Genomic DNA, 23,636 nt, shown 5'->3' on the forward strand with positions numbered 1-23,636 from the left:
TCTCACATGAGCGCGCGCTCCACCCGGGCACGGCGGCGGAAGGTGTGCCGCCTGCCGTCCGCCCGGAAGGCGGCCGAAGCCGTGACCGGCCTGTCGCCGCTGACCCGGAAGACGGCGCTGCACTCCTCCCCCGGCAGGAGCGTCGCCACCTCGTCCCGCGCCGCCAGCCTGCGCCCCTGCGCCAGGTCCAGGCCCAGCCTGACCCGCCGCCACGGCTCCGCCGACCCGTTGACCAGCGTCACCGTGACCTCGTCGGCCGCGCCCATCACCTTCAGCCCGTACGGCCTGCGCGGGTCGGGTCCGATCGCCTCGTCGAGCAGCGTCATCAACTCCGTGGCCAGCTCCGGCCTGCGCTGCGCCAGGTCGCGCTGCTCCCCGAGGTCGGTGGCCAGGTCGTACAGCTCCACCCGCCCTTCGGGCCCGGCGCCCGCGATGCCGGGCGCGAACCTGATCGCCTTCCACCGCCCGCGCCGGATCGCCTGGGCCTTGCGCGGCCGGTTCCACACCAGATGGTCGTGCCGGGGCGCGGACCGGCCGTTGAGCAGCCGCCGGAACGACAGGCCGTCGATCCGGTCCGGCACCGGCACCTCCGCCAGTTCGGCGAGGGTCGGCAGGATGTCGTAGAGCGCCACCGGCCGCTTCTCCACACGCGGGCGCAGCTTCGGCGACCACGCGATCAGGGGCACCCGGATGCCGCCTTCGTACAGGTCTCGCTTGTCCGCGCGTAAGGGGCCGTTGGAGTCGAACAGCCAGGGCGTCACGCCCCTCTCCCGGTGCGGCCCGTTGTCGCTGGTGAACAGCACGAGCGTGTCCTCGGCGACGTCCGCCTCGCGCAGCGCCCGCACGATCTTGGCCACGTCGGTGTCCAGCCGGGTGACCTGCGCGGCGTGCCCGCGGTTCGCCCGGGTCCAGGGCTTGCGGGCGTATTGACCGGCGCCACCGGGGATCACACTGGGCGAGTGCGGCAGGTTGGTCGCGTAGTAGAGCAGGAAGGGCTGGTCGGACGGCTGCTTGATGAAGTCGACGGCCCGTTCCAGGAACAGGTCGGGCGCGTACGCCTCCCGCGCGAGCGGCACCGGGGTGTCGTTGTGCCAGAGGTACTCGGGATAGTACTGATGCGCATGGCGATGACCGATATATCCGAAAAATTCGCTGAAGCCACGCTCATTCGGATGGGACGCCTGCCCCGCCTTCTCCGGCCCGAAGCCCCACTTGCCGATGCACGCCGTCCGGTATCCGGCCAGCTGGAGCAGCTCTCCGAAGGTCAGGTCGGCCTCGGTCAACGAGCGCTGCGCCCCGCCCTCAGGGTTCTCGCGCACCGTCGCGTGCCCGGCGTGCAGCCCGGTCAGCAACGAGCACCGCGACGGCGCGCACAGCGGCGCCCCCGAGTAGGCGGCCTCGAACCGCACCCCCTCGGCGGCCAGCTTGTCCAGGTTGGGGGTGGCGATCATCCGCTGCCCCTGGCTGCCGATCTCGCCCCAGCCCAGGTCGTCGGCGAGGATGACGACGAAGTTGAGCCGCGCGGGGAAGGCGGCGGCCCGCGCGGGCGAGGCCGCGGACGGCAGGGTCATACCCGCGAGGGCACCCGTCAGGAGGGTACGGCGCGACGGCGCGTCGATCATGCAGGACACCTTCAAGGCAACAAGAGATCGGCAGGGGAACCACCGGAGAACGGCAGGCGAACACTGCCGGAGTCATGGTGACGGAAGTCCTGACTCAGCGGTAGTCCCACAACATGCAGATCTCCCTGAGCTCAGGAGGCAGCTCGTCGCCTGACGGCAGCGGGCGGCCAGCGACGACCGTACCGCTACGGATCTTGTCGCGCCAGTCACCTACGCCTTTGACGAAACCTCCGTGGTCCTTCTCGCCGTAGTTCAGCATCGACGGCTCCCACTCCACCTCCAGGAACGCGCACAGCCGCCGCAGCTCCGCCTCCGGCTCGGCCACCAGATCCTCGTACCTGATGGTCACCCCCTGCAGGTGGGTGCGGGCCTCCTGCAGATATGTCATGTAACTGAGAGTGCGCGGCACCGCCTCCTCCATCGGCCGCTTCTCCGGGTCGGCCTCGTGCCACGACTGCACGATCGACATGGGATGCCGTAGCAGGAAGATGAAGCGCGCGTCCGGCCAGCAGGTGGCCAGCCGCCGCCAGGCGAACACGTTGCTCGGCGTCTTCTCCACGAGCACCGGCTTGCCGCTGCGGGACAGCTCCCGGTGCAGCATCCGGTCCCACACGAGGTGCTCGAGGTCGCTGTGGGTGTGGCCGAGCAGCTCCATGGCCTGGCGTACGGGATCCGTCGGAAGCCCCACGGTCATGCGGCGGAAGTGCGTCTCGATCGGCGAGTGGATCCGGGAGTGGGTGTTCAGCATGACGCGCAGCAGGGTCGAGCCCGAGCGCACCGAGGAGAGCAGGAAGACCGGCCTGTGCAGCAGCCGGTCGTGAACCGGATCCACCGGCGGGCGCACCTCGTCGCCCGGAAGCCGTACGAGCTCGGGCGCCGGCTTGGGCGGGGCGGGCTTGGGCGGAGCCTTCGTCACCCGGCCGGCCCGCGTCAGCGTGTAACCGGTCAGTCCCTCAAGCGTCGCGTTGGCCTTGTACTTCCAGCTCATGGCCCGCAAACGTAGGCTCTACCGGTGAACCCCCGGTAAACCCGCCCTGTGAAAACCGTGCGTGCGCCATCTCATTCTCGCTTCTGGATGCCTACGTCGCTGGACAAGCTACACAAGTCCGTGGAAAAGACACAGAGCGAGGAAGAGTGATAGATCTGGCCGGTGTGACGGAGATCAGCAAAGAGCTCAGAGTCGCCGCGTACGCGGTCTGCGTGGACGATGGGAAGGTGCTGCTCGCCCGGTGGGTCGGGCCCGAGGGGTCGCGCTGGACGCTACCCGGCGGCGGTGTCGACCACGCCGAGGACACCGTCGACGCGGCGGTCCGCGAAGTGGAGGAGGAGACCGGCTACATCGTCGAGGTCGAGACCCTGCTCGGCCTGCACACCGTCCGCCGCCGCCTCCCCCGCGGCCCCGGCGTCGAGGCCGACTTCCACGGGCTCCGGGTCGTCTACGCGACCCGGGTCGTCGGCGGCACCCTGCGGAACGAGGTCGGCGGCAGCACCGACTTGGCCGCGTGGGTGAACCTCGACGAGATCATCGGCCTCGATCGAGTGGACCTGGTGGACGTCGGCCTGGAGCTCCACCTTCTCCGGCCGCGCGACGGAAAGCTGCCGAACAGGGTGAAATAACCCGGCCGCCGCGATGGTTGCACCTGCATACAAGTACGATCCGGGTCCCCGTGTGAAAGGCGTGTCCATGGCTCTCCCTCTCTCCATTCTCGATCTGGCGCACATCGGCGAGGGCGAGACGGTGAGCGACAGTCTGGCCGCCAGCGTCACGCTGGCGCAGCGCGCCGAAGGCTGGGGCTTCGAGCGGATCTGGTACGCCGAGCACCACAACATGCCGGTGATCGCCTCCTCGGCGACCAGCGTGCTGATTGCGCACGTGGCCGCGCACACGCAGAAGATCCGGCTCGGCGCCGGCGGCGTGATGCTGCCCAACCACGCCCCGCTGACCATCGCCGAGCAGTACGGCACCCTCGAAACGCTGCATCCCGGACGCATCGACCTCGGCCTCGGCCGGGCCCCCGGCAGCGACCAGGCGACCATGCGCGCCATGCGCCGCAACCCCTCCTCCGCCGACACCTTCCCGCAGGACGTGCTGGAGCTGCAGGGCTACCTCACCGGCGAGACCCGGATCCCGGGCGTCGACGCGACCCCCGGCAAGGGCACCAACGTGCCGCTCTACATCCTCGGCTCCTCCCTGTTCGGGGCTCAGCTCGCCGCCATGCTGGGGCTCCCCTACGCCTTCGCCTCCCACTTCGCGCCGAACGCGCTGGAGGAGGCCGTCGCGCTCTACCGGCGCGACTTCAAGCCGTCGGCGCAGCTGGACCGTCCGTACGTGATCGCCGGCGTGAACGTCATCGCCGCGGACACCAAGGACGCGGCGGAGGAGCAGTTCCTGGCCGCGAAGCGGTCCAGGGTCGGCCTGTTCGTCGGCCGCGGCCGGACGTTCACGCCGGAGGAGGCGGACGAGATCCTGCGCTCCCCTGGAGGCCAGCAGATCCTGCAGATGACCAAGTACTCGGCCATCGGCACCCCGGCCGAGGTGAAGGACTATCTGGACGACTTCGCCAAGCACGCCCAGGCCGACGAGCTGATCGTCGCCTCCCCCGCCACCGACCGGCAGGCCTGGCTGCGCTCCTTCGAGCTGCTGGCGGACGTCCGCGGCCTCATCCCCGCCTGAGATATCAGGGGGCCGCCGTCGTGGCGGGCCGGTACCGTACGTTGACGACCGCCGTGGGGTCGCCTTCGCCGACCTGGTGGAGGCGGATCGGCTCGCCGCCGGGATTGTCGTACAGCCGGATGCCGTCGCCGAGCAGGACCGGTGCGATGTGCAGGTCGATCTCGTCGATGAGTCCCAGGGCGAGGAGCTGACGGCCGATGGTCGGCGAGAACACCTCGAGGTTCTTGCCGCCGGCCGCCGCCAGCCCGATCCGCACCGCCTCGGCCGGGTCGCAGCTCAGGAACGTGACCCCGGCGCCGGGTGTCGCGTCCTCGGGGTGGTGGGTGAGCACGAAGACCGGCCCGTCCCAGGCGCTGCCGTAGATGGCGCCCGCGTCCGGGGAATGGTCCCAGCCGGTCCGGCCGCCCAGCACGGCGCCCGTGGTCTCCACGTACTCGTCCACCAGGCCCGGACGGTGCGAGATCCCGGCCATCCAGTCCATCGCGTGGTCGGGCCCCGCCACGAATCCGTCCAGGGACATCGTGAAGTGCCAGAGCACCTTCGCGCCCGCGGCCTGCCGCTCGGTGTCGCGCATACGTGGCCTCCTGCCGGCTGATCTCGATCTCGAGGCCGATGCTGCCAGGTGCCACCGACATTCCGTCTCCCGCGGGTCTTGCCCTCCGCTGCGGGGGTGACGGCGCCACCGGTCGGGTGATTTCGCGTGCACGACCGCATGGGCGACCACCTCCGAGACGACCATGTCCACGTCGTGGGCCAGCGCGGATGACCCACGGGGTCAAGTCACCCGCTGCGTATGGGGGAACAGGCCGCTGTAGGCGTTCAGCGCCGGCTGGCCGCCCAGGTGGGCGTACAGGACGGTGGCGTCACGCGGGATCTCCCCGCTGGTGACGAGGTCGATCAGACCGGCCATCGACTTGCCCTCGTAGACCGGGTCGATGATCACGCCTTCGAGCTCGCCGGTGAGCCGGATCGCGTCCAAGGTGGACTGCACCGGGATGCCGTACAGGTCGCCCGCCCACCCGTCCAGGATCGTGGTCTCCTCGCCCCGCAGGGGCCGGTCGACGCCGATGAGCTCGGCCGTGGCCGTCGCGATGCGGGTGACCTGGTCGCGGGTCTCCTCCAGTTTCGCGCTGGCGTCGATGCCGATCACCCGGCGCGGCCGGCCGCCGGCCTCCTCAAGTGCGGCGAATCCGGCGATCATGCCGGCCTGGGTCGAGCCGGTGACCGCGCAGACCACGATGGTGTCGAAGAAGACGCCCAGCTCGCGTTCCTGCCGCTCCACCTCGTACGCCCAGTTCGCGAAGCCGAGCCCGCCGAGCCGGTGGTCGGAGGCGCCCGCCGGGATCGGGTACGGCGTGCCGCCGCGCGCCTTCACGTCCTCGATCGCCCGTGTCCACGAATCCTTGAAGCCGATGCCGAAGCCGGCCGGGTCGAGCCGGACCTCGGCGCCCATGATCCGGCTGAGCATGATGTTGCCGACCCGGTCGTTGACGCAGTCCGGCCAGTCGACCCAGTTCTCCTGCACCAGCACCGCCTTCAGGCCCAGCGACGCGGCGACGGCGGCGACCTGGCGGGTGTGGTTGGACTGGTAGCCGCCGATCGACACCAGTGTGTCGGCGCCCTGGGCGAGCGCGTCGGGGACGATGTACTCAAGTTTGCGGGTCTTGTTGCCGCCGTACGCGAGCCCGGAGTTGCAGTCCTCGCGCTTCGCCCAGACGGACGCGCCGCCGAGATGCCGGGTGAGGCGCGGCAGTGGGTGGACGGGGCTCGGCCCGAAGGTCAGCGGGTGGCGGGGGAAGTCGGACAGGGTCATGGTCATACCTCGGTTGCGGGCAGCGTGCGCCAGGTGTCGAAGGCGACCGCGGCCGCCTGTTCCGCGTCTCCGGCGGCACAGAGCCGGATCAGGTCGTCGTGCCGGGCTAGGGACGCACGTCCGCCCAGCGACGAGAAGCGCAGCCGCTCGGCGCGTCGCACCACCGGCGTGAACTGGTCGAGGACCGAGGTCAGGGCCCGGTTCGACGCCACCGTCACGGGGATGCCGTGCAGGTCGTCGTCGGCGCGCAGGGCCGCCTCGACGTCGCCCCGCTCGATCGCCGCACGGAACCGGTCGTTGGCCTCGCGCATCGCGTCCAGGTGGGCTTCGGTGAAGCTGCCCACCGCTTCACGGACGGCGAGTTCGTGCATCGCCGCCACAACGTCGCGGGCCTCACGGACGTCGCGCACGTTCAGCGAACTCACCGTGGTGGAGCGGCCGGGCTGGGCGATGACCAGCCCGGCCTCCGCGAGACGCAGCAGCGCCTCGCGGACCGGAGTGCGGCTGACCCCGAGCCAGGCCGCCAGCTCGGCGTCGCGCAACTGCTCGCCGGGGGCGAGGCTCCCGTCGACGATGGCGTCGCGTAGCCGGTGATAGACGTCGTCACGGAGGAGGCGCCGGTCGATCGCCGGCGCGTTCTGCGGGAGGGGCATGCAATATATTGCTCACAACCTGCGGAAATGTTCAAGTCGGCCGCGGAAGCCTTGACAGTGTCAGCGATATATTGCATATTCCATTTCAGAACCTCACTACCGAAAGGAACACCCGATGACCACTCCCACCGTCGTCCTCGTCCATGGCGCCTTCGCCGAGTCCGCGAGCTGGAACGGTGTCGTGGCCGACCTCAAGCACCGCGGCTATCCGGTCGTCGCCATCGCCAACCCGCTACGCGGTCTGCAGGAGGACGCGGCGTACCTGCGCAGCCTGCTCCAGAGCCTGAGCGGTCCGATCGTGATCGCCGGCCACTCCTACGGCGGCTCGGTGATGAGCGAGGCGGCCGACGGTGTGCCCGGGGTCAAGGCCCTGGTCTACATCGCCAGCTTCAACCTCGAGGTCGGCGAGAGCACCGGTGAGCTGGCGGCCAAGTTCCCGGGCGGCGAGCTCGGCCCCGCGCTCAACCCGGTGCCGTTCCCGACGGGGACCGATCTGTACATCCAGCAGGACGAGTTCCGCCGGGTCTTCGCCGGCGACGTCGCCCCGGAGGTGGCCGAGCTGATGGCGGCCACGCAGCGGCCCATCACGGCGTCCGCGCTGGAGGACAAGGCGACCAAGGCGGCCTGGAAGACCATCCCTTCCTGGACCATGGTCACCCTTCAGGACCTCAACATCCCCGCCGAGGCCATGCGCTACATGGCCGAGAGGGCAGGGTCCACGACCGTCGAGATCGACGCCTCCCACGCCGTCACCGTCTCCCGCCCGGACGCCGTCGCCGAGCTCATCGACGCCGCCGCCCGCGCCACCACCGGCTGACGCCGCCGCTAAGGAGGCTCCGTATGCCTGCCACCAGCCCCGTCCACGCCTTCGGCGGACCGACGGCCCTCTTCGAGTACGGGGGCCTGCGCTTCCTCGTCGACCCGACCTTCGACGCCCCCGGCGACTATCCGACGCCGGGTGGCACGCTGGTCAAGACCGCGCCCTCCGCCATCACCCCCGCGGAGCTGGGCCGCATCGACGTGGTCCTGCTGTCCCATGACGAGCACCCCGACAACCTCGACACCTCCGGCCGGGCCCTGCTCGCCGACGTTCCCCTCACCCTCACCACCCCAGGCGCCGGACAGCGTCTCGGGGGCGGGGCCAAGGGCCTGGCCGACTGGGAATCGGTCCGGTTGGACCGTCCGGACGGCGGCGTCATCACCGTCACCGGCGTGCCCGCCCTCCACGGCCCCGGACCGCGCGAGCTGGTCGAGGCGTTCCTCGGCCAGGTCGTCGGCTTCGTCCTGACCGGCGAAGGACTGCCCACCGTGTACGTCAGCGGCGACAACGCATCCCTCGACCTGGTCGAGGAGATCGCCGCACGCTTCGCCCCGGTGGACACCGCCGTCCTCTTCGCCGGAGCTCCCCGCATCCCGGTCGTCTTCGACGGCGCGCCGATCGTCCTGGACAGCGCACAGGCCGCCGAGGCCGCCAAGATCCTCGACGCCCGGCGGGTGGTCCCTGTCCACTACGACAGCTGGGCGCACTTCACCGAGGGGCGCGACGAACTGGTCGCCTCTTTCACCGCCGCCGGCCTCGCCGACCGTCTGGACCTCGGCAACCGCGCCTGACCGCGGACCGCGGTCAGGCCACTGATCGGCTGGGTGGGGCCTTCCGTGGCTTACGCCCGCACCGACAGCGCGTGGTGGAACACCCCGCGCGGGTCCCACCGCCGCTTCACCCGCCGTAACCGGGCGTAGTTGTCGCCGTAGTAAAGGGTGGACCACGGCACCCCGGAGGTGTTCCACGCCGGGTCGGCGTGGTCGATGTCCGGGTAGTTGATGTAGGCCCCGCCGCAGTTGCCGCCGGGCACCGGCACTCCCCCGGTGCTCGCGAACGTCCGGCTGTGGAGCCGGCGCACCCAGGCCAGCTGCGCCTCGCCGTCCTGGCTCTGCTCCCAGGTGGCCATATGGATGACCTTGAGGATCGACTGCCGCTCGACCGTGGCGGTCGCCGCCGCGGGCACCGTGTTGACCTGCCCGCCGTACGACAGGACCCACAGCAGGCCGGTCGCCGAGACGTCGTCGGCGGTGCCGAGGTGGTCGAAGGCGACGTCCGCCTGCTCGTCGGTGAAGGGCTTGCGGAGGTAGGCGGACTTGCCCTTGTAATGGCCGGATTCCGATGCTTCGTCGAGTCCGAGTGTACGGACCGCGTGGTACCACGGATCGCGCTGGAACGGCGGCACGATCGCCGCCGGGGTGACCCCTTCGCCGACGGCGGCGAAGTAGTCCTTGAGCAGCTGCTCGGCGCCGGGCACGCCGGCGTCCACCTGGGTGGGGAGGATCATCCCACCGGGGTCGGCGCCCTTCTGGCGGCCGGGGATCAGCAGCGAGCCCCACAGGGAGGTGGCGGGGGTGCCCGGCTCGCTGTTGCGCTCGTGCCACTCACCGTGGTTGCGCAGCAGCCTGCGGAACGACTCCTTCGTCATCCCGTCCCATGACCAGATCGCGACGCCGGACAGCACGGTGGCGGGCGGCTTCGGCAGCAGGGTCACCGGGTCGGCGCCCCGGGCCTTGGGGTCGCGCATCCAGTAGCGGGTGACGACGCCGAAATTGCCGCCTCCGCCGCCGGTGTGCGCCCACCACAGGTCGTGGTTCGGGTCGGCCGGGTCCCGGGTGGCCACCACGGCCTGGGCCCGCCCGCGCCGGTCGACGACCACGACCTCCACCGCGTGCAGGTAGTCGACGGTCAGGCCGTCGCGCCGGGACAGCGGACCGTACCCGCCGCCCGCGATGTGCCCCCCGGCGGCCACGCCCCCGCATTGGCCGCCGGGGATGGTGACGCCCCAGCCGAGGTAGAGCTTGCGGTAGGTGTCCATCAGGGTGGCGCCGGCCTCGATGGCGAACGCGCCGCGCTCGCTGTCGAAGTACACCTCCGACATCTCGCACAGGTCGATCACGACCTGCGCGCCGTCGCCGACGAAGTTCTCGTAGCAGTGGCCGCCGCTGCGCACGGTGACGCGCCGGTTCGCGCGGACCGCGTCGCCGACCGCCTTGACGACCTGCTCGGTGGAGCCGACCACGTGGAAGTACTCCGGCTCGGGGCGGAATCGCTGGTTCGTCCTGCGTACGACCAGGTCCTCGTAGCGCGGATCGCCGGGCCGTACCACGACGGGACCGAGCGGCGGCGCCCCTTGGGGCGGCGCGGTCACCCCTGCCGCCACCCCTGTCGTCACCCCTGCGGTCATCACGCCCCCACCGAGTGCCGCGGTGCCGCCGATGAATCCCCTGCGGGTCACCTCGCTCATGATCCACAACCCCTGCCGCTTGTCGGGAAATGCTGTGGTCTCGACGCTAGAAGCGGGAGCGGGGCCGGAGAAGGGGGCCAGTCCCCCAGCTGGGGTGGAGGTACCTGCACCGGTTTCGGCCTGGTACGGGCCCGCGCGCGGGCCGGGCCGGTTCCACGCCCGGCCTCAGCTGGTCGGACCTGCGACGGCCGGGTGAGCGCGACGGGCGGTCCAGACCTGGCGGAGCTGAAGGACGCTCATGCCGAACAACAGCACGCCCAAGGGGAAGTGCAGGGTCTTCACATCCGCGATGCCCAGGGCTATCTGCGCCAGCGTGAGCCCGAAGAATCCGGCCGCGGGCAGGATGGGCCTCGACGAGCCACCACCCGGACGCCACACCAGAATGGTGACGACCAGGGACAACACTGCTGCGGCGAACACGCCGTACGCCGAAACACTGTGCAAGGTGCGTCCTCCCGGGGAGGACAGCAGCAGCCCGGCGGTGATCGGCGCAGTGAAGAGAGCGACGGTTTGCAGGATGATCGCGACACGCAAGAACATGGCCGGCTCCTCAGGACGGTCTGCGACGCTGGACAGCGTCTCAGCAGCCCGACGACACAACCGCCTGAAATGTCAGGCGACAGGCCCCCCTTTCTGTCTCGTCGAACAGGTGAGGGCAGACGAGACCAAGGGAGCAGGCGCCACCATGATCACCCCAGCCGAGCCAGGGCACGGCCAGACCGACCCGCGTCAGCCCGCGATCATGAGTGAGCGCCGGCAGCTGATCAATGTCGCCTACCGGCTCCTCAGCTCCCTGGCCGATGCCGAGGATGTCGTGCAGGAGACCTACACCCGCTGGTACGCCATGTCTCGCGCGGAACAGGAGGCCATCGAATCCCCCGGCGCCTGGCTGACGACGGTCGCCGGCCGCATCTGCCTGGACCTGCTCGGCTCGGCACGCGCCAGGCGGGAGCGCTACGTGGGTGAATGGATCCCAGAACCGCTGCCCGACCGCGCCGAGTGGGTCAGCGACCGGACGGGCGGGAGTGCCGCCGACCCGGCAGACCGCGTCACCCTCGACGAGTCGGTCGACATGGCCTTTCTCGTCATGCTCGAATCGATGACCCCGGCCGAGCGCGTCGCGTTCATCCTGCACGACGTCTTCCGCTACGCCTTCACCGAGGTGGCTCCGGTCCTCGGCCGGACACCGGCGGCATGCCGCCAGCTGGCCTACTCGGCCCGCCGTCGCATCCGCGTGGCGCAGGCTCCCGCGACAGCGACCGCCCAGAACGCGGGCGTCGTCAGAAACTTCAAGCTGGCCTGGGAAGCCAAGGACGTCGAGGCCCTCATCGGCCTCCTCGCCCCCGACGCCACGGCGACCGCCGACGGCGGCGGCCTGGTCAGCGCCGTGCTTCACCCGGTCGAAGGCAGCGAGCAGATCGCGCGCTACGCCGTCGACCTCGCCGGCCGCGCCCCCGGCCTGGCGCTCCTGGAACGTACGGTCAACGGCCGGCCCGGCCTGGTGGCTCAGCTCGATGGCGTCACCGTGATGGTGGTGGCGTTCGACATCGCGGGTGACCGGATCAAGCGCATCTGGGCGGTGCGCAATCCCGAGAAGCTCCGCCCGTGGACCGCACTGTGAGGTCCGGGCCTGTGGGGGTTGGGGTTTCGGGGGCAGGATGATGGTGTGTCCGGAGAGACCATGAGGAGGTCAACGGTGACCCGACAGATTGTTTCCGTCGTGGGTGGCAAGGACGCCGCCGCTACGGACACGTACGCATCCGTCAACCCCGCTCGCACCAGCGAGATCGTGGCCCAGGTGGGGCTGGCCGACGCCGGCACGTTCGCCGACGCCTGCCGTACCGCCAAGGACGCGCAGCGGGAGTGGGCCAAGGTTCCCGCGCCGGTGCGCGGACGGGTGATCGCCTCGATCGGGCGGCTGGTCGAGGCCAACGCCGAGAGCCTGGCCCGGCTGGTGACGCGGGAGATCGGCAAGCCGTACGCCGAGGCGCTGGGCGAGGTGCGGGAGATCGTCGACACGTGTGACTTCTTCCTGGGCGAGGGGCGCAGGCTGTACGGCCAGACGGTGCCGTCGGAGATGCCGGACAAGAACCTGTTCACTTTCCGCAACCCGGTCGGCGTGGCGGCGGTGATCACCGCGGGCAACTTCCCGGTGGCGGTGCCGTCCTGGTATCTGGTGCCGGCGCTGCTGTGCGGCAACGCGGTGGTGTGGAAGCCCGCCGAGTACGCCGCGGCTTCGGCGCACGCCCTCTACCGGATCTTCGTGGCCGCCGGTCTGCCGGACGGGGTGCTCGACCTCGTCTTCGCGGACGGGGCCCAGACGTTCGAGGGGCTGGAGCGGGCGCTCACGGAGGGCACCGTGCAGAAGATCGGCTTCACCGGCTCCAGCGCCGTGGGCAGCAAGATCGGCGAGCTGGCGGGCCGTCACCTGCAGTCTCCCTGCCTGGAGCTGGGCGGCAAGAATCCCATGGTGATCATGCCGGACGCGGAGCTCGACCTGGCGGTGGAGGGCGCGCTGTTCTCCGGTTTCGGCACCGCCGGCCAGCGCTGCACCAGCCTGGGCACGGTGATCGTGCACGAGAGCGTCCACCAGGAGTTCACCGAGCGCTTCACCCGCGCCGTGCAGCAGGCCGAGATCGGCGACCCGGAGCAGGACGTGCTGGCCGGGCCGCTGCTGGACCAGAAGTTCGCCGACCGGTACGAGGAGTACCTGACCTGGATCGAGCCGCACCACCAGGTCGTCTCCGGACCGGTCGGCCGGATCACGGCGGACAGTCCGCGCCGCGCGTTCACCGGCGCGGGCGGGCTCTACTATCACCCGGTCGTGGTGGACGGGGTCAGGCCGTCGGATCGGCTGTTCCTGGAGGAGACGTTCGGCCCGATCGTCGGCGTGACGACCTTCACGTCGCTGGACGAGGCGATCGAACTGGCCAACCTGCCTGGCTACGGCCTGTCGAGCAGCATCTACACCACCGACCCGAAGCACGCCTTCCGCTTCCGTGAGGGCATCTCGGCGGGCATGGTCAGCGTCAACAACTCCACGTCGGGCGCGGAGGCGCACCTGCCGTTCGGCGGCAACGGCAAGTCGGGCAACGGCAGCCGCCAGTCCGGCATGTGGGTGCTCGACCAGTTCACCCGCTGGCAGTCGATGAACTGGGACCACTCCGGCCGCCTGCAGAAGGCGCAGATGGACGTCGCCGACATCACCCCGGACATGGGGTTCCGGATCTAGTTCTCTTATACCGAGAGTGAATGGAGCCACCCCGCCGGAGAGAAAATCCCTCCCGGCGGGGATGACCCGTGTCACGATGACGACGCCCCATGTTACGAAGAGGAGTCGCTACGTGACACTCCGTACCTTCCGGGCATGAGGAAACGCGGGCCCCATCGGGGGTGCCCGCGTTTTCTCATGCGTACCGTCAGTGCGTCACGTCAGTGCGTCACGTCAGACCTGGCCGGCCTTCTCCAGCGCCGAGCAGCAGGTGTTGACCAGCAGGCGGGTGACCACGTACGGGTCGATGTTGGCGTTCGGGCGGCGGTCCTCGATGTAGCCCTTCTTGTCCACCTCGACCTGCCACGGGATGCGCACCGAGGCGCCGCGGTCGGAGACACCGTAGGAGTACTTGTTCCACGGGGCGGTCTCGTGGGCGCCGGTCAGGCGGCTCTCGATGTCCGCGCCGTACTGCGAGACGTGCTCCATCGGCTTGCCGTCCTGGCCGAGCGCCTCGCAGGCGGTGATGATGGCGTCGTAGCCCTCGCGCATGGCCTTGGTGGAGAAGTTGGTGTGCGCGCCGGCGCCGTTCCAGTCGCCACGGGCGGGCTTGGCGTCGAGGGTGGCCTCCACGCCGTAGTCCTCGGCGGTGCGGTAGAGCAGCCAGCGGGCGATCCACAGGTGGTCCGAGACGTCGAGCGGGCTCGCCGGGCCGACCTGGAACTCCCACTGACCCGGCATGACCTCGGCGTTGATGCCGGAGATCGCGAGTCCGGCGGCGAGACAGCGGTCGAGGTGGATCTCCACGATCTCCCGGCCGAACACGGCCTCGGCGCCGACACCGCAGTAGTAGTGGCCCTGCGGGGCGGGGAAGCCGCCCTCGGGGAAGCCGAGCGGGCGACTGCCCTTGAAGAAGGTGTACTCCTGCTCGATGCCGAACCACGACTCCTGGTCGGCGTACTGCTCGGCGACCGGGCGCAGCAGGGCGCGGGTGTTGCTCTTGTGCGGCGTGCCGTCGATCTCCTCGACCTCGCACAGGACCAGCACGCTCGTGCCACCCCGGATCGGGTCCGGGCAGGTCATCACGGGACGAAGCACGCGGTCCGACGAGTGGCCCTCGGCCTGGTTGGTGCTGGAGCCGTCGAAGCCCCACACCGGCGGCTCAACCCCGTCAGCCACGATCTTGGTCTTCGAGCGCAACAGAGCCGTGGGCTCGGTGCCGTCGATCCAGATGTATTCAGCCTTGTAGCTCACGGCGGTCCTTTCGAGGATTTGCTCAGCCACGCCGAGTCTTATGGACAGCCGTTTCCCCGATTTTGCCCGCATGTGAACGGCGTGTTAAGCCGTCAGCCTTCTCGTACGATTCCGCCCTCGGCGATGACCTCGGCGGACGGGCCCGCTTCGCCGCAGTCGGGGCCGTTGGGGAAGCGCCCTTTCGGGGTCACCTGGAGGGTCCGGTCGAGCACCTCGCCGCCGCCGGCGTCACGCAGCGTCAACCGTACGCGGACCGGGCTCTTGGGCAGGCCCGCGACGGTGCCGAAGCCGTGCTCGTCCCCGGTCGGCTCCATGGTCACCGAGCAGCTGTCGCCCGCGCAGGTCTCGCCGGCGGCCGCCGTGGCGGGGCGGAGTTCCAGGCGGGGGCGGTGGCAGGAGCCCGACCAGCAGACCTCCAGCGTCGCGTCCGCCACCCGGGCGGCGAGCGGCGCCTTGACGGTCACCGCCACGCCCACCGGGGCGCCGACGGCCGTGCAGGGCCGCTCGGCCGCACAGCCGGTCAGCAGGGCGAGGGCGGCCAGGCAGGCGGTGAGGGTGCGCACACCAGTAGGACGTCGGCCGGGTGAGTCCGGTTCAGACGACCGGGTACCGGTTCGGTCGGGTGGGTTTGGTTCGGTCGGGTGGGTGGGTCCGGTTCAGACGGCGTCCTGGCGTCGCCCGTCCCCGTCGTAGCCGAGCAGCCGCATCGCCGTGTCGGGGTCGAGTGCCGCCGCCAGGAACTGGGCTCGGGCGTGCGCCTGGTCGCGTTCGCGTTCGGCCCTGAACCGCTTGGCCCGCACTCCCTTCACCGCCACGGTCGCCAGCCCGGTGCCGACGATCACGGCCACCACCACGACGAACAGCAGGAGCAGCAGCACCGGCAGGGCGATGCCCGGCCCCGGCCCGGCACTCGTCGCGCTCGTCTCCGCGCCCGAGGCCGGGCTGACCGTCAGCGCCCCGGTGACCGCCAGCCCGACGATGACCGCCAGCGCCACCAGGGCGAACGCGCTGGCGGCCGGCAGCCACAGCCGCCTGCCGGGCGCGCCCGCCGGTGCCACGGGCGCGGGGCGAGGCTGGGGAACGTACGGGCCGCCCGTCGGCACGAACTCCGGACGGCCGGGCGCCCCGACCACCTGCCCCTCCATGACCTCGACCGCCGCCGCGAGCGGGGGCAGCGCGCGATCGGCGCGGCTGTGTCCCCGGTGCCCCCCGGCGGCGTCGCGGTGATAGTCCTCCAGCTCCCGGTAGAGCTCGTCGGAGGCGTAGCGCGCGCCGTCGACCATCGGCCCGCGCGACCGTTCGATGATCGCCACCACGTCGTCGCCGTCCAACGTCCGGTACGTCTCCAGCGCGTGGGCCACGCTGAGCACGTCCCTGCGGCGCGCACGCAGGAGCCCCTCGGTCTCCTCCAGCAGCCGGGCCAGGGCGGCCTCGATCCGCTCCGCCAGCGGGACGCCGCCACTGGCCGGCCCGGCCACGGCGGTGATCTCCAGCTCCCGCAGCGCGGGCAGCGAGGCGACGCCCGACCCCATCCCCCAGGTCGCCTCCATGCGGGCGGCCAGGACGGTGGCCGCGTGCAGGTCGCCGGAGACGGCGGACGAGCTGTCGCCGAAGAAGATCCGCTCCCCTGCCGGCGAGGCGAGCGCGACCATGATGTCCGCTTCGTACTCGGACTTCCACCAGGTGACCCGGCCCTCGGGGACGACCGGTTCCAGGTGGCCGGCGCCCCTCTCGATGGTGACGAGGTCGATCTCCAGGTGACGGCGGGTCGCGTACGCCACCACCGCGTGGCAGGCCTCGTGCACGGCCAGGGCGTGTCGCTCGCGTTCCGGGCACTCGGCGTCCTGGGGCGGGCCGAGCCGCATGAACCGTCTGGCCCGCAGCACGTCGGACCAGGTGACGACCTCCCGGCCGTCGCGGAGCGCGCTGATCAGCGACTCGTTCACCAGGTCCCTGATCGTGGCGCCCGTCGCGTACGGGGTGACGGTGACGAGTCTGTCGAGCTGCCGCTCAGTCAGCTCGTGGCGGACCTGGTCGAAGTAGCCCCGGTACGTGCGCGTCCGTCCGGCTCTGGACGGAGGGCCGACTCTGTGGACGCGGTCGATCCGGCCGGGCTTCAGCAGCGCCTCGTCCAGCGCGTCGGGCCGGTTCGTGGCCATGATGACAAGGACGCGATGTTTCGGCGGCGGCTTCGGGCGCATCCCGAGCAGCCGCCGGATCGGCCGGTTGACGAGCCCGCGCGGCTTGTCCAGGGCGGACAGCTCGGTGAGCAGCGCCCGCAGGGTGCCGGTGTCGCGCGCCCCCGGCTCCTCGGCCTCGCGACGGCCACCGAAGGCGAGCGCCGATCGGGCCCCCTCCGACAGGTAGGTGCGGCCGTGACAACCGGACGAGCCGCGCGGCCCCCGCCGAGCCTGCCCGCCCTGCCCGCCTTGCCCGCCGAGCGCGTCCGCCTCGTCGAAGAGGACGACCACCCCGCCGTGGCGCAGTGCCAGCCTGCGCACCTTCCTGAACAACGCCTTCACCTTGAGTACGCCCGTGAACGCGCCCGAGTCGACGACCACGTACGGCTTGCCCGTCTCACCGGCCACGGCCTCGGCCAGCAGCGTCTTGCCGGTGCCCGGCGGCCCCCACAGCAGCACGCCGCCCGGCACGTGCCCGCCGCGCCGCTCGATCTCGCCGGGCCGTGCGAGGAGGGCGACGCTCTCCCATAGCTGCTCCACCACGTGGTCCTGACCCCAGACGTCGGCGAAGCGGGTCGTGATCTCCCCCGGAAGGTACGTCTCGACACCGCCCCGGGACCGGAACCGGATCAGGCCGGCCGACGCCACGACGATCACCAGGACCACCAGCACGACCGGCAGCCACGGGCCGATCATCGCGGGCGCCCTGAGCAGCGCGAAGAGCGGGCTGGTGTCCAGCACCGCGCCGAGCACCAGCGCGAGCAGGACGAGCCCGAACGCGACCTGCAGGACCCGTGCCGCCTGGAACCTGGTCCAGTCGCCGAAGCGACGGTGCGACCAGCGCTCGAACCCGCCGAAGACCCGCCGGCTCCAGAACCGGTGATAGCCGGACCACCGCTCACTGATGAGGACGTGCGCCTGCCGCAGCGCCTCGACCCCGAGCAGCCAGAAGATCCACTGATGCTCATCGGCGATCAGCCGCATCGCATCCGGATAGGTCACGATGCCCTCGAAGTCGGACATCACCTGCCAGGTCAGCACCAGATAGACGGCCGTCAGCCCGAGGAGGAGCCCGCACCGGCCCCACAACGGCATCTTGGCCCTGGTCAGGCCGGCGGAATGGAGTGTCGTCACTGATGCCCCTTATCCGCGCAGCCGGAGCAGCTTGAAGGAGCCCGCGATCTCGTCGAACTCCGCACCTCGCGCCGCGAAGCAGCTCGACCGGCAGGTGATGAGCATGACGGAGACGGTGGCTCCCTGATCGTCGAGGATCGCGGTGTGGTCGAACGTCTGGGTCGTGGCGCCGATCTGGTAGTTGAAGCGCACCCGGACCCCCCTGGCGCCGTTGTCCAGGAGGACCAGCCGGTCGCTGATCGGCTCGAACCCGGTGAACAGCGGGGTACGGCCCGTGTGCAGCGCACGCGTGAGATAGGCGGTGCGCGTCTCCTCCGTCACCGGAAGGATGAAGTCCCGCAGCCGGTCGAGCGAGACGGTGGCGCGCTGTTCCTCGGTGAGCTTGTGGACCGTGGCGTAGACGAACGGCGCGCGGGAGTCGAAGAGGTGGTCGATCGCCGGCTGCTCCGCCTGGTCGAAGGCCGTCGCCCAGACGCGTCGCGCACGCTGTAAGGCGGCCTGGGAGTCGGGCGGGTTCCCGCTGAGCGCCAGGTCCAGCGAAGAGGCGTCGATCTGGGCGAAAGAGGCCGGCACCTTGAAGTAAGTGGTGCCGTCCCGGTCGCGCACGTAGGTGAACTCGGGCGGTCCGCACCCGGACAGCATGAGAATCGTGACCAAGAGCATGATCCAAGCCCGTGTCTGTCCCACCAGGGCTTACCTCCGCATTACGGGGCAACGCCATTGTTGTGCCCGCTTTCTCAGCGGATGAGCCGTCACTGCGGCGAGAAATCTTCACCAAATCTTGGCCGTACTCTGATATGTCCGTTACAGATCGTGTCGGATCGTTCCAGAAGATCCGCCGGTGACTTCCGGACCAGGCATTGGTCAGCTGCGGGAAGTGGCGAAAGATGGGAGGACCCACCTTCGCATGACCGGAGCAGAGAATGACACATTCGGCAGTGGACTCCTACGGCATGACCGCCGAACGCGCCTTCGCCGACGTCTGGTCGCGCGCCACGCTCCCGGCCAAGGGCCGGCGCCTGCTCCTGCTCGGTCTGCTCGTCGGCCAAGGGTTCGACGAGCAGGTGGAGGTGCAGCTCGACGCCGCCCTGCGCACCGGAGACCTGAGCGAGAGCGAGCTGCGCGAGGTCGTCGTCTTCCTCACCCACTACGCCGGCTGGACCCGGGGCTGCCGGCTCAACACCCAGGTGGAGGAGCTGATCGAACGCGTCAGGCGGGATCGATCCGATAGAGGGGACCCGCCAGGCTGAGCGCGTAGAGCTCGCCGTCGAGCCCCTCGCCGAACGACGACAGCTGCTCCACCCGCCCCACCTCGGCGCCCTGGTCGAGCTCCTCGACCGGGGCGGCCTTGATCCAGCCGGCGCAGAAGTCGCCGTACAGGAACTGACCGCGCAGCCAGGCGATCTTCGTGCCCCGGTAGACGTAGCCGGTGATCACCGAGCAGTTGCCGTCCTCGTTCAGCGGGTAGACGAGGACCGGGTCGACGAGGTCGGCCGCCTTGCCCCCGTCGTACGGCTCCTTGCCCTCGCGCAGGTTCCAGCCGTAGTTCTCGCCGCCTTCGGATCCGGCCGGCTGATAGTCGACCTCCTCCCACTGGTTCTGGCCGACGTCGCCGATCCACAGATCGCCGGTCTCCCGGTCGAACCCGAACCGCCACGGGTTGCGCAGCCCGTACGCCCAGATCTCGTGCCGCGCGCCCTCCTTGCCGACGAACGGGTTGTCTTCGGGGATCTTGTACGGCTTTCCGCGCGGGTCGATGCGGAGGATCTTGCCGAGGAACGTGCCGAGATCCTGGCCGTTGCCCTGGGGGTCGCCGCCCCCGCCGCCGTCGCCGAGCGCGATGTAGAGGAGGCCGTCGGGGCCGAAGGCGAGCTGGCCGCCGTTGTGGTTGGCGTAGGGCTGGTTCTGGGTGAGCACGTCGCGTCTGGCCGTCGCCTGCTCGCCGTCGTAGGCCCACTCGGTCACGTGGGTGGTGCCGGCGGCATCGGTCCAGTCGAGGTAGAGCCAGCGGCCCGTGGGGTGGAACGCCACGCCCAGCAGCCCTTGCTCGTTGCTGCCGCTCACCTCCGCCGACAGGTCCACGATCGTGTCGCCCGTGCTGGTGCGCAGCTTGCCGCCCTGCTCGGCGACGTAGAGCCGCCGGTCGTCCGCACGCACCGCGAACGCCACCGGCCGGTCCAGCTCAGCGATCTTCGTGAACCGGAGCTTCCCCTTGCCGGCCGTCTCCTCAGGCGCGGTCGGCTGCAAGGTCTCCTGTGGCGGCGCGGAGGCGGGTGGCGGCGAGGTCGCGGCCACCTCCGGCGCGGCGGCGGAGCAGGCGGTCAGGGCGACGGCGAGTACCGCCACGGCGAGGCGCACGCCGCACATCCTTCCACGCCCGGCTCCCGCACGACAGATCTCATGCGTACCCGCGGCGCGCGGCAGTCGACACGTCGGCGGTGGGTCCGGGGGCGGGGCGGGGCGAGGTTAGAGTTCGGCCATGCCTACCGCACTGATCACGGGCGCGACCGCCGGCATCGGCGCCGCCTTCGCCCGGCGCCTCGCCGCCGATGGCCACACGCTGGTTCTCGTCGCTCGTGACGAGAGCAGGCTCGCCGAGACGGCCGACCGGCTGAAGCTGAGATACGGCGTGCCGGTCGAGGTGCTGCCCGCCGACCTGTCCGCCGAGGAGGGCCTGTCCCGTGTGGAGTCCCGCTGCCGTGAGGGTGTCGACCTGCTGGTCAACAACGCCGGTTTCACGCTGCAGGGCAGGTTTCCGGAGAATCCGGTCGAGGACGAGCTGCGCATGCTCAAGGTGCACTGCGAGGCGGTGCTGCGGCTCACCCTGGCCGCGCTGCCCGGGATGAAGGCGCGGGGCAGGGGGGCGGTGATCAACGTGGCGTCGGTGGCGGGGTTCTTCGCCAGCAGTTCCTACGGCGCGTCGAAGGCCTGGGTGATCAACTTCAGCGAGTCTGCGGCCGCCGGGGCACGCGCCGACCATGTCAGGGTGATGGCACTCTGCCCGGGTTACGTGCGTACCGAGTTCCACCAGCGAGCTTCGATGGACATGTCGGGCACGCCCGGCTTCCTGTGGCTCAGCGCGGACCGGGTGGTGGGCGAGGCCCTGCGGGACCTGAGCCTGGGCAAGTGGGTCTCGGTGCCGTCCCTGCGCTACAAGCTCGTCGTTTCGGCCGGACAGCTCTTGCCACGCCGCCTGGTGAGCCGGCTCTCCGCCCGGATCGGCCGCTGAGGCGTACCGGAAGCTGGGGAAATGAGGCGGGCCCTCGCCGCGGGAGGGGGTCGCGGTGAGGGCCCATGACGGTCGCGAGCGCATGCTCGCGACCGGGCACTGGAGAGTCGGTCAGCGGCCGACGTTCGCCGGGTGGCCGATGGACAGGCCGGAGTCCGTGTCGAAGAAGTGCAGGTTGTGCGTGTCCAGGACCAGGTCGATGGCCTGGCCGGAGCGCGCGTGGCTGCGGGCGTTGACGCGGGCGGTCCACAGGGACTTGTCGCCGACGAGCGGCAGCGCCGACTCGTCCTCGTCGCCGGTGTCGGCGGCGGCGACGGTGTCCTTGTGCTCGACGGGCGGGGCGTCGATCAGGAACAGCACGTTGATCTCGGAGCCCAGTTCCTCGGTGACCTCGGCCTTGACCGACAGCGTGCTCCAGCCGTCGGCGTGGCTGCCGGCGGAGGTGGCGTCCTCGAAGTCCGACGGGCGGATGCCGAGGATGATCTTCTTGCCGACGTACTGGTCGAGGCCGGGCTTGTCGGAGAAGGTGGAGTCCGGGATCGGCAGCTTGATGTCGGCGAAGGACACGTAGGTGGTGGCGCCGTCGCGGACCAGCTCAGCGGTGACGAAGTTCATCGACGGCGAGCCCATGAAGCCCGCGACGAACAGGTTGACCGGGGAGTCGAACAGGTTCTGCGGGGTGTCGACCTGCTGGAGGAGACCGTCGCGGAGCACGCAGACGCGGTCGCCGAGGGTCATGGCCTCGACCTGGTCGTGGGTGACGTAGACGGTCGTGACGCCGAGGCGCTCGTGCAGCGTGTTGAGCGAGGCGCGCATGGAGACGCGGAGCTTGGCGTCCAGGTTGGACAGCGGCTCGTCCATGAGGAAGGCCTGCGGCTCACGGACGATGGCGCGGCCCATGGCGACACGCTGGCGCTGACCACCGGACAGGGCGGCCGGCTTGCGCTTGAGGTAGGGGTCCAGGCCGAGCATCTTGGCGGCTTCGCCGACGCGCTGCTGGATCTCCGCCTTGGGCATCTTGCGGAGCTTGAGGCCGAAGGCGAGGTTCTCCTCGACCGTCATGTGCGGGTAGAGCGCGTAGTTCTGGAAGACCATCGCGATGTCGCGGTCCTTCGGCGGCAGGTGGTTGACCACCTTGTCGCCGATGGAGATCTCGCCGCCGCTGATGTCCTCCAGACCGGCGATCATCCGCAGCGCGGTCGACTTACCGCAACCGGAGGGGCCGACGAGGACCATGAACTCGCCGTCCTTGATCTCAAGGTTGAGGCCGTTCACCGCCTTCACGCCACCGGCGTAGATCTTGTCGACGTTGGACAGAACGATGGATGCCATGACAGTCCTTCGCGCTCAAGGGCGGGGCCCCGATGTGGTGCGGAGTTTCCACTCGCGTGGATACGTTTTCAAGCATCTCACCGGAAAGCGGGCATCCCTGTCAAGGGTTACCGTGTGAGCAGCCGAAGCGGGCGCGCCCATCTTCCGCATCGATGGAAACCATGATGGAATCGTTTCCATGGAGAAGCGGGCGACGATCAAGGACGTGGCGGAGGCGGCGGGCGTGGGGGTCGCCACGGTCTCCCGCGTCCTGTCGGGCGGCTCGGCCAGCCCGAGCACCAGGGAGCGGGTGCTGGCGGTCGCCGCCCAGCTGGACTACCGGCCCAGCGCGCTCGGCCGCAACCTGCGCCAGCGCCGCACCGGCGGCATGGGGCTGCTCGTGCCCGATCTCACCGACACCTTCTTCGGCCGGCTCACCGAGGGCGTGCTCGCCTGCGCGCGCTCGGCGGGCGAGCCGGTGGTGGTCGGCTCCACGGGCGACGACCCCGAGCAGGAGTCCGAGCTGATCGGGATGCTGCTGGAGCAGAGCGTGGACCGGGTGATCGCGGTCCCGTCGGGCGACGCCGACGTCTGGCGTCCGGCGATCAGGGCGGGCATGACGGTGGTCTTCGCCGACCGGCTGCCCTCCGGCCCGCAGGACCCCGCCGCCGCCACCGGCTTCGGCGACCTGATGCTCCTCGACGGCCTGGCCGCCGCCGCTCCCCCGCCCGCCCGCGCGCTCGACGCGCCCGCCGTCCTGGCGGACGACAGGGCCGGGATCCGTACGGCGGTCCGCTACCTGTCGGGGCTGGGCCACCGGCGCATCGCCTTCCTCGCCGGCCCTGGCCACGAACGGCGGGTGGCGGCCTTCCGTGAGGCCGTGGGCGAGCCCGTGGACGACGAGCTGATCGTGTTCGCCACCGGGAGCCGCGACTCCGCCTACGCCGCCGCCTCAGGCCTGTTCCAGAGCCGCCCCGACCTGTCTGCGGTGCTCGCGGGCGGCAACGTGCTCGGCGAGGCGGCCGTGCTGGCCGCCAGGGAGCTGGACCTGCGGGTGCCCCAGGACGTGTCGCTGGTGATGTACGACGACGTGCCGTGGGCCGAGCTGTGCTCGCCGCCGCTGACGGTGATCGCCCAGCCCGGCCGCGACATCGGCTACCGCGCGGCCGAGCTGGTCCTGCGCGCCGGGAGCAGGCGGCCGCGCACCGTCGTGCTGCCCACGGAGCTCATCGTCCGCGGCAGTTGCGGCCCGCGCCGCTGATCCCGGC

At 70.7% G+C, this 23,636-nt stretch carries 22 protein-coding genes; 9 read left to right on the plus strand and 13 right to left on the minus strand.

Annotated elements, in window-relative coordinates:
• Positions 1–2 precede the first annotated feature (2 nt).
• Together ACIBQX_RS09090 and ACIBQX_RS09095 are read right to left on the minus strand one after the other, a co-directional pair.
• Positions 3–1,622, minus strand: coding sequence for an arylsulfatase (locus ACIBQX_RS09090; RefSeq protein WP_397002313.1), 1,620 nt, complete (start codon positions 1,620–1,622; stop codon positions 3–5).
• 94 nt (positions 1,623–1,716) lie between these two features.
• Entirely contained in the window at positions 1,717–2,610 is an 894-nt protein-coding gene (locus ACIBQX_RS09095; protein WP_397002315.1) for a sulfotransferase family protein, read from the minus strand.
• A gap of 164 nt (positions 2,611–2,774) precedes the next feature.
• On the opposite strand from ACIBQX_RS09095, the gene ACIBQX_RS09100 reads away from it, so the two are divergent.
• Together ACIBQX_RS09100 and ACIBQX_RS09105 are read left to right on the plus strand one after the other, a co-directional pair.
• Complete coding sequence (locus ACIBQX_RS09100) at positions 2,775–3,239, plus strand: NUDIX hydrolase (protein ID WP_397002317.1); 465 nt, start codon at positions 2,775–2,777, stop codon at positions 3,237–3,239.
• 67 nt (positions 3,240–3,306) lie between these two features.
• Complete coding sequence (locus tag ACIBQX_RS09105) at positions 3,307–4,296, plus strand: LLM class flavin-dependent oxidoreductase (protein WP_397002319.1); 990 nt, start codon at positions 3,307–3,309, stop codon at positions 4,294–4,296.
• A 4-nt stretch (positions 4,297–4,300) separates the two neighbouring features.
• Here ACIBQX_RS09105 and ACIBQX_RS09110 read toward each other — a convergent pair whose 3' ends face one another.
• From ACIBQX_RS09110 to ACIBQX_RS09120, 3 genes are all read right to left on the minus strand, one after another.
• Positions 4,301–4,870 (minus strand): dihydrofolate reductase family protein, encoded by a 570-nt coding sequence (locus ACIBQX_RS09110; RefSeq protein ID WP_397002321.1) that lies wholly within the window; start codon positions 4,868–4,870, stop codon positions 4,301–4,303.
• 201 nt (positions 4,871–5,071) lie between these two features.
• The gene (locus ACIBQX_RS09115; RefSeq protein ID WP_397002323.1) at positions 5,072–6,109 is read right to left on the minus strand and encodes a 1-aminocyclopropane-1-carboxylate deaminase; all 1,038 of its coding nucleotides are present in this window, start codon (positions 6,107–6,109) and stop codon (positions 5,072–5,074) included.
• A 2-nt stretch (positions 6,110–6,111) separates the two neighbouring features.
• Positions 6,112–6,762: a GntR family transcriptional regulator gene (locus ACIBQX_RS09120; RefSeq protein ID WP_397002325.1), complete on the minus strand. Its 651-nt coding sequence runs from the start codon at positions 6,760–6,762 to the stop codon at positions 6,112–6,114.
• A gap of 115 nt (positions 6,763–6,877) precedes the next feature.
• Here ACIBQX_RS09120 and ACIBQX_RS09125 point away from each other — a divergent pair, with 115 nt between their 5' ends.
• Together ACIBQX_RS09125 and ACIBQX_RS09130 are read left to right on the plus strand one after the other, a co-directional pair.
• On the plus strand, positions 6,878–7,579 hold the full coding sequence (locus ACIBQX_RS09125; RefSeq protein ID WP_397002327.1) for an alpha/beta fold hydrolase: 702 nt from the start codon (positions 6,878–6,880) through the stop codon (positions 7,577–7,579).
• A 23-nt stretch (positions 7,580–7,602) separates the two neighbouring features.
• Positions 7,603–8,373, plus strand: a complete 771-nt coding sequence (locus ACIBQX_RS09130) for an MBL fold metallo-hydrolase (protein ID WP_397002329.1) — start codon at positions 7,603–7,605, stop codon at positions 8,371–8,373.
• A gap of 50 nt (positions 8,374–8,423) precedes the next feature.
• On the opposite strand, the gene ACIBQX_RS09135 is transcribed toward ACIBQX_RS09130, so the two are convergent.
• Positions 8,424–10,049: an FAD-binding protein gene (locus ACIBQX_RS09135; protein ID WP_397002331.1), complete on the minus strand. Its 1,626-nt coding sequence runs from the start codon at positions 10,047–10,049 to the stop codon at positions 8,424–8,426.
• A gap of 165 nt (positions 10,050–10,214) precedes the next feature.
• Positions 10,215–10,589, minus strand: a complete 375-nt coding sequence (locus ACIBQX_RS09140) for a hypothetical protein (protein WP_397002333.1) — start codon at positions 10,587–10,589, stop codon at positions 10,215–10,217.
• A 145-nt stretch (positions 10,590–10,734) separates the two neighbouring features.
• Between ACIBQX_RS09140 and sigJ the strand changes: the two genes are divergently transcribed.
• Positions 10,735–11,670, plus strand: coding sequence for an RNA polymerase sigma factor SigJ (sigJ, locus tag ACIBQX_RS09145; protein ID WP_397002335.1), 936 nt, complete (start codon positions 10,735–10,737; stop codon positions 11,668–11,670).
• A gap of 75 nt (positions 11,671–11,745) precedes the next feature.
• Positions 11,746–13,281 (plus strand): aldehyde dehydrogenase family protein, encoded by a 1,536-nt coding sequence (locus tag ACIBQX_RS09150; protein ID WP_397002336.1) that lies wholly within the window; start codon positions 11,746–11,748, stop codon positions 13,279–13,281.
• 213 nt (positions 13,282–13,494) lie between these two features.
• Here ACIBQX_RS09150 and glnII read toward each other — a convergent pair whose 3' ends face one another.
• The 4 genes from glnII to ACIBQX_RS09170 form a co-directional block, all read right to left on the minus strand.
• Positions 13,495–14,514: a glutamine synthetase gene (glnII, locus tag ACIBQX_RS09155; protein WP_397002337.1), complete on the minus strand. Its 1,020-nt coding sequence runs from the start codon at positions 14,512–14,514 to the stop codon at positions 13,495–13,497.
• Between the two features lie 92 nt (positions 14,515–14,606).
• Positions 14,607–15,077 (minus strand): hypothetical protein, encoded by a 471-nt coding sequence (locus ACIBQX_RS09160; RefSeq protein WP_397002338.1) that lies wholly within the window; start codon positions 15,075–15,077, stop codon positions 14,607–14,609.
• Between the two features lie 93 nt (positions 15,078–15,170).
• A complete protein-coding gene (locus ACIBQX_RS09165) occupies positions 15,171–17,828 on the minus strand; it encodes an AAA family ATPase (protein ID WP_397002339.1) in 2,658 nt (885 codons plus the stop codon).
• Positions 17,829–17,837: 9 nt separating this feature from the next.
• Positions 17,838–18,491, minus strand: a complete 654-nt coding sequence (locus tag ACIBQX_RS09170; RefSeq protein ID WP_397002340.1) for a hypothetical protein — start codon at positions 18,489–18,491, stop codon at positions 17,838–17,840.
• A 260-nt stretch (positions 18,492–18,751) separates the two neighbouring features.
• Between ACIBQX_RS09170 and ACIBQX_RS09175 the strand changes: the two genes are divergently transcribed.
• Positions 18,752–19,078 carry a carboxymuconolactone decarboxylase family protein gene (locus ACIBQX_RS09175; RefSeq protein WP_397002341.1) on the plus strand — a complete coding sequence of 109 codons (327 nt, stop codon included), beginning with the start codon at positions 18,752–18,754 and terminating at the stop codon, positions 19,076–19,078.
• On the opposite strand, the gene ACIBQX_RS09180 is transcribed toward ACIBQX_RS09175, so the two are convergent.
• A complete protein-coding gene (locus ACIBQX_RS09180) occupies positions 19,038–20,195 on the minus strand; it encodes a PQQ-dependent sugar dehydrogenase (RefSeq protein WP_397002342.1) in 1,158 nt (385 codons plus the stop codon). The genes ACIBQX_RS09175 and ACIBQX_RS09180 overlap by 41 nt on opposite strands.
• 112 nt (positions 20,196–20,307) lie before the next feature.
• Between ACIBQX_RS09180 and ACIBQX_RS09185 the strand changes: the two genes are divergently transcribed.
• Positions 20,308–21,057: an SDR family NAD(P)-dependent oxidoreductase gene (locus tag ACIBQX_RS09185; RefSeq protein ID WP_397002343.1), complete on the plus strand. Its 750-nt coding sequence runs from the start codon at positions 20,308–20,310 to the stop codon at positions 21,055–21,057.
• A gap of 111 nt (positions 21,058–21,168) precedes the next feature.
• Here ACIBQX_RS09185 and ACIBQX_RS09190 read toward each other — a convergent pair whose 3' ends face one another.
• Positions 21,169–22,389: an ABC transporter ATP-binding protein gene (locus ACIBQX_RS09190; protein WP_397002344.1), complete on the minus strand. Its 1,221-nt coding sequence runs from the start codon at positions 22,387–22,389 to the stop codon at positions 21,169–21,171.
• A 178-nt stretch (positions 22,390–22,567) separates the two neighbouring features.
• Here ACIBQX_RS09190 and ACIBQX_RS09195 point away from each other — a divergent pair, with 178 nt between their 5' ends.
• The gene (locus ACIBQX_RS09195; RefSeq protein WP_397002345.1) at positions 22,568–23,629 is read left to right on the plus strand and encodes a LacI family DNA-binding transcriptional regulator; all 1,062 of its coding nucleotides are present in this window, start codon (positions 22,568–22,570) and stop codon (positions 23,627–23,629) included.
• Positions 23,630–23,636: the final 7 nt, after the last annotated feature.

The sequence above is a fragment of the Nonomuraea sp. NPDC049714 genome (assembly GCF_044465295.1).
GTDB lineage: Bacteria > Actinomycetota > Actinomycetes > Streptosporangiales > Streptosporangiaceae > Nonomuraea.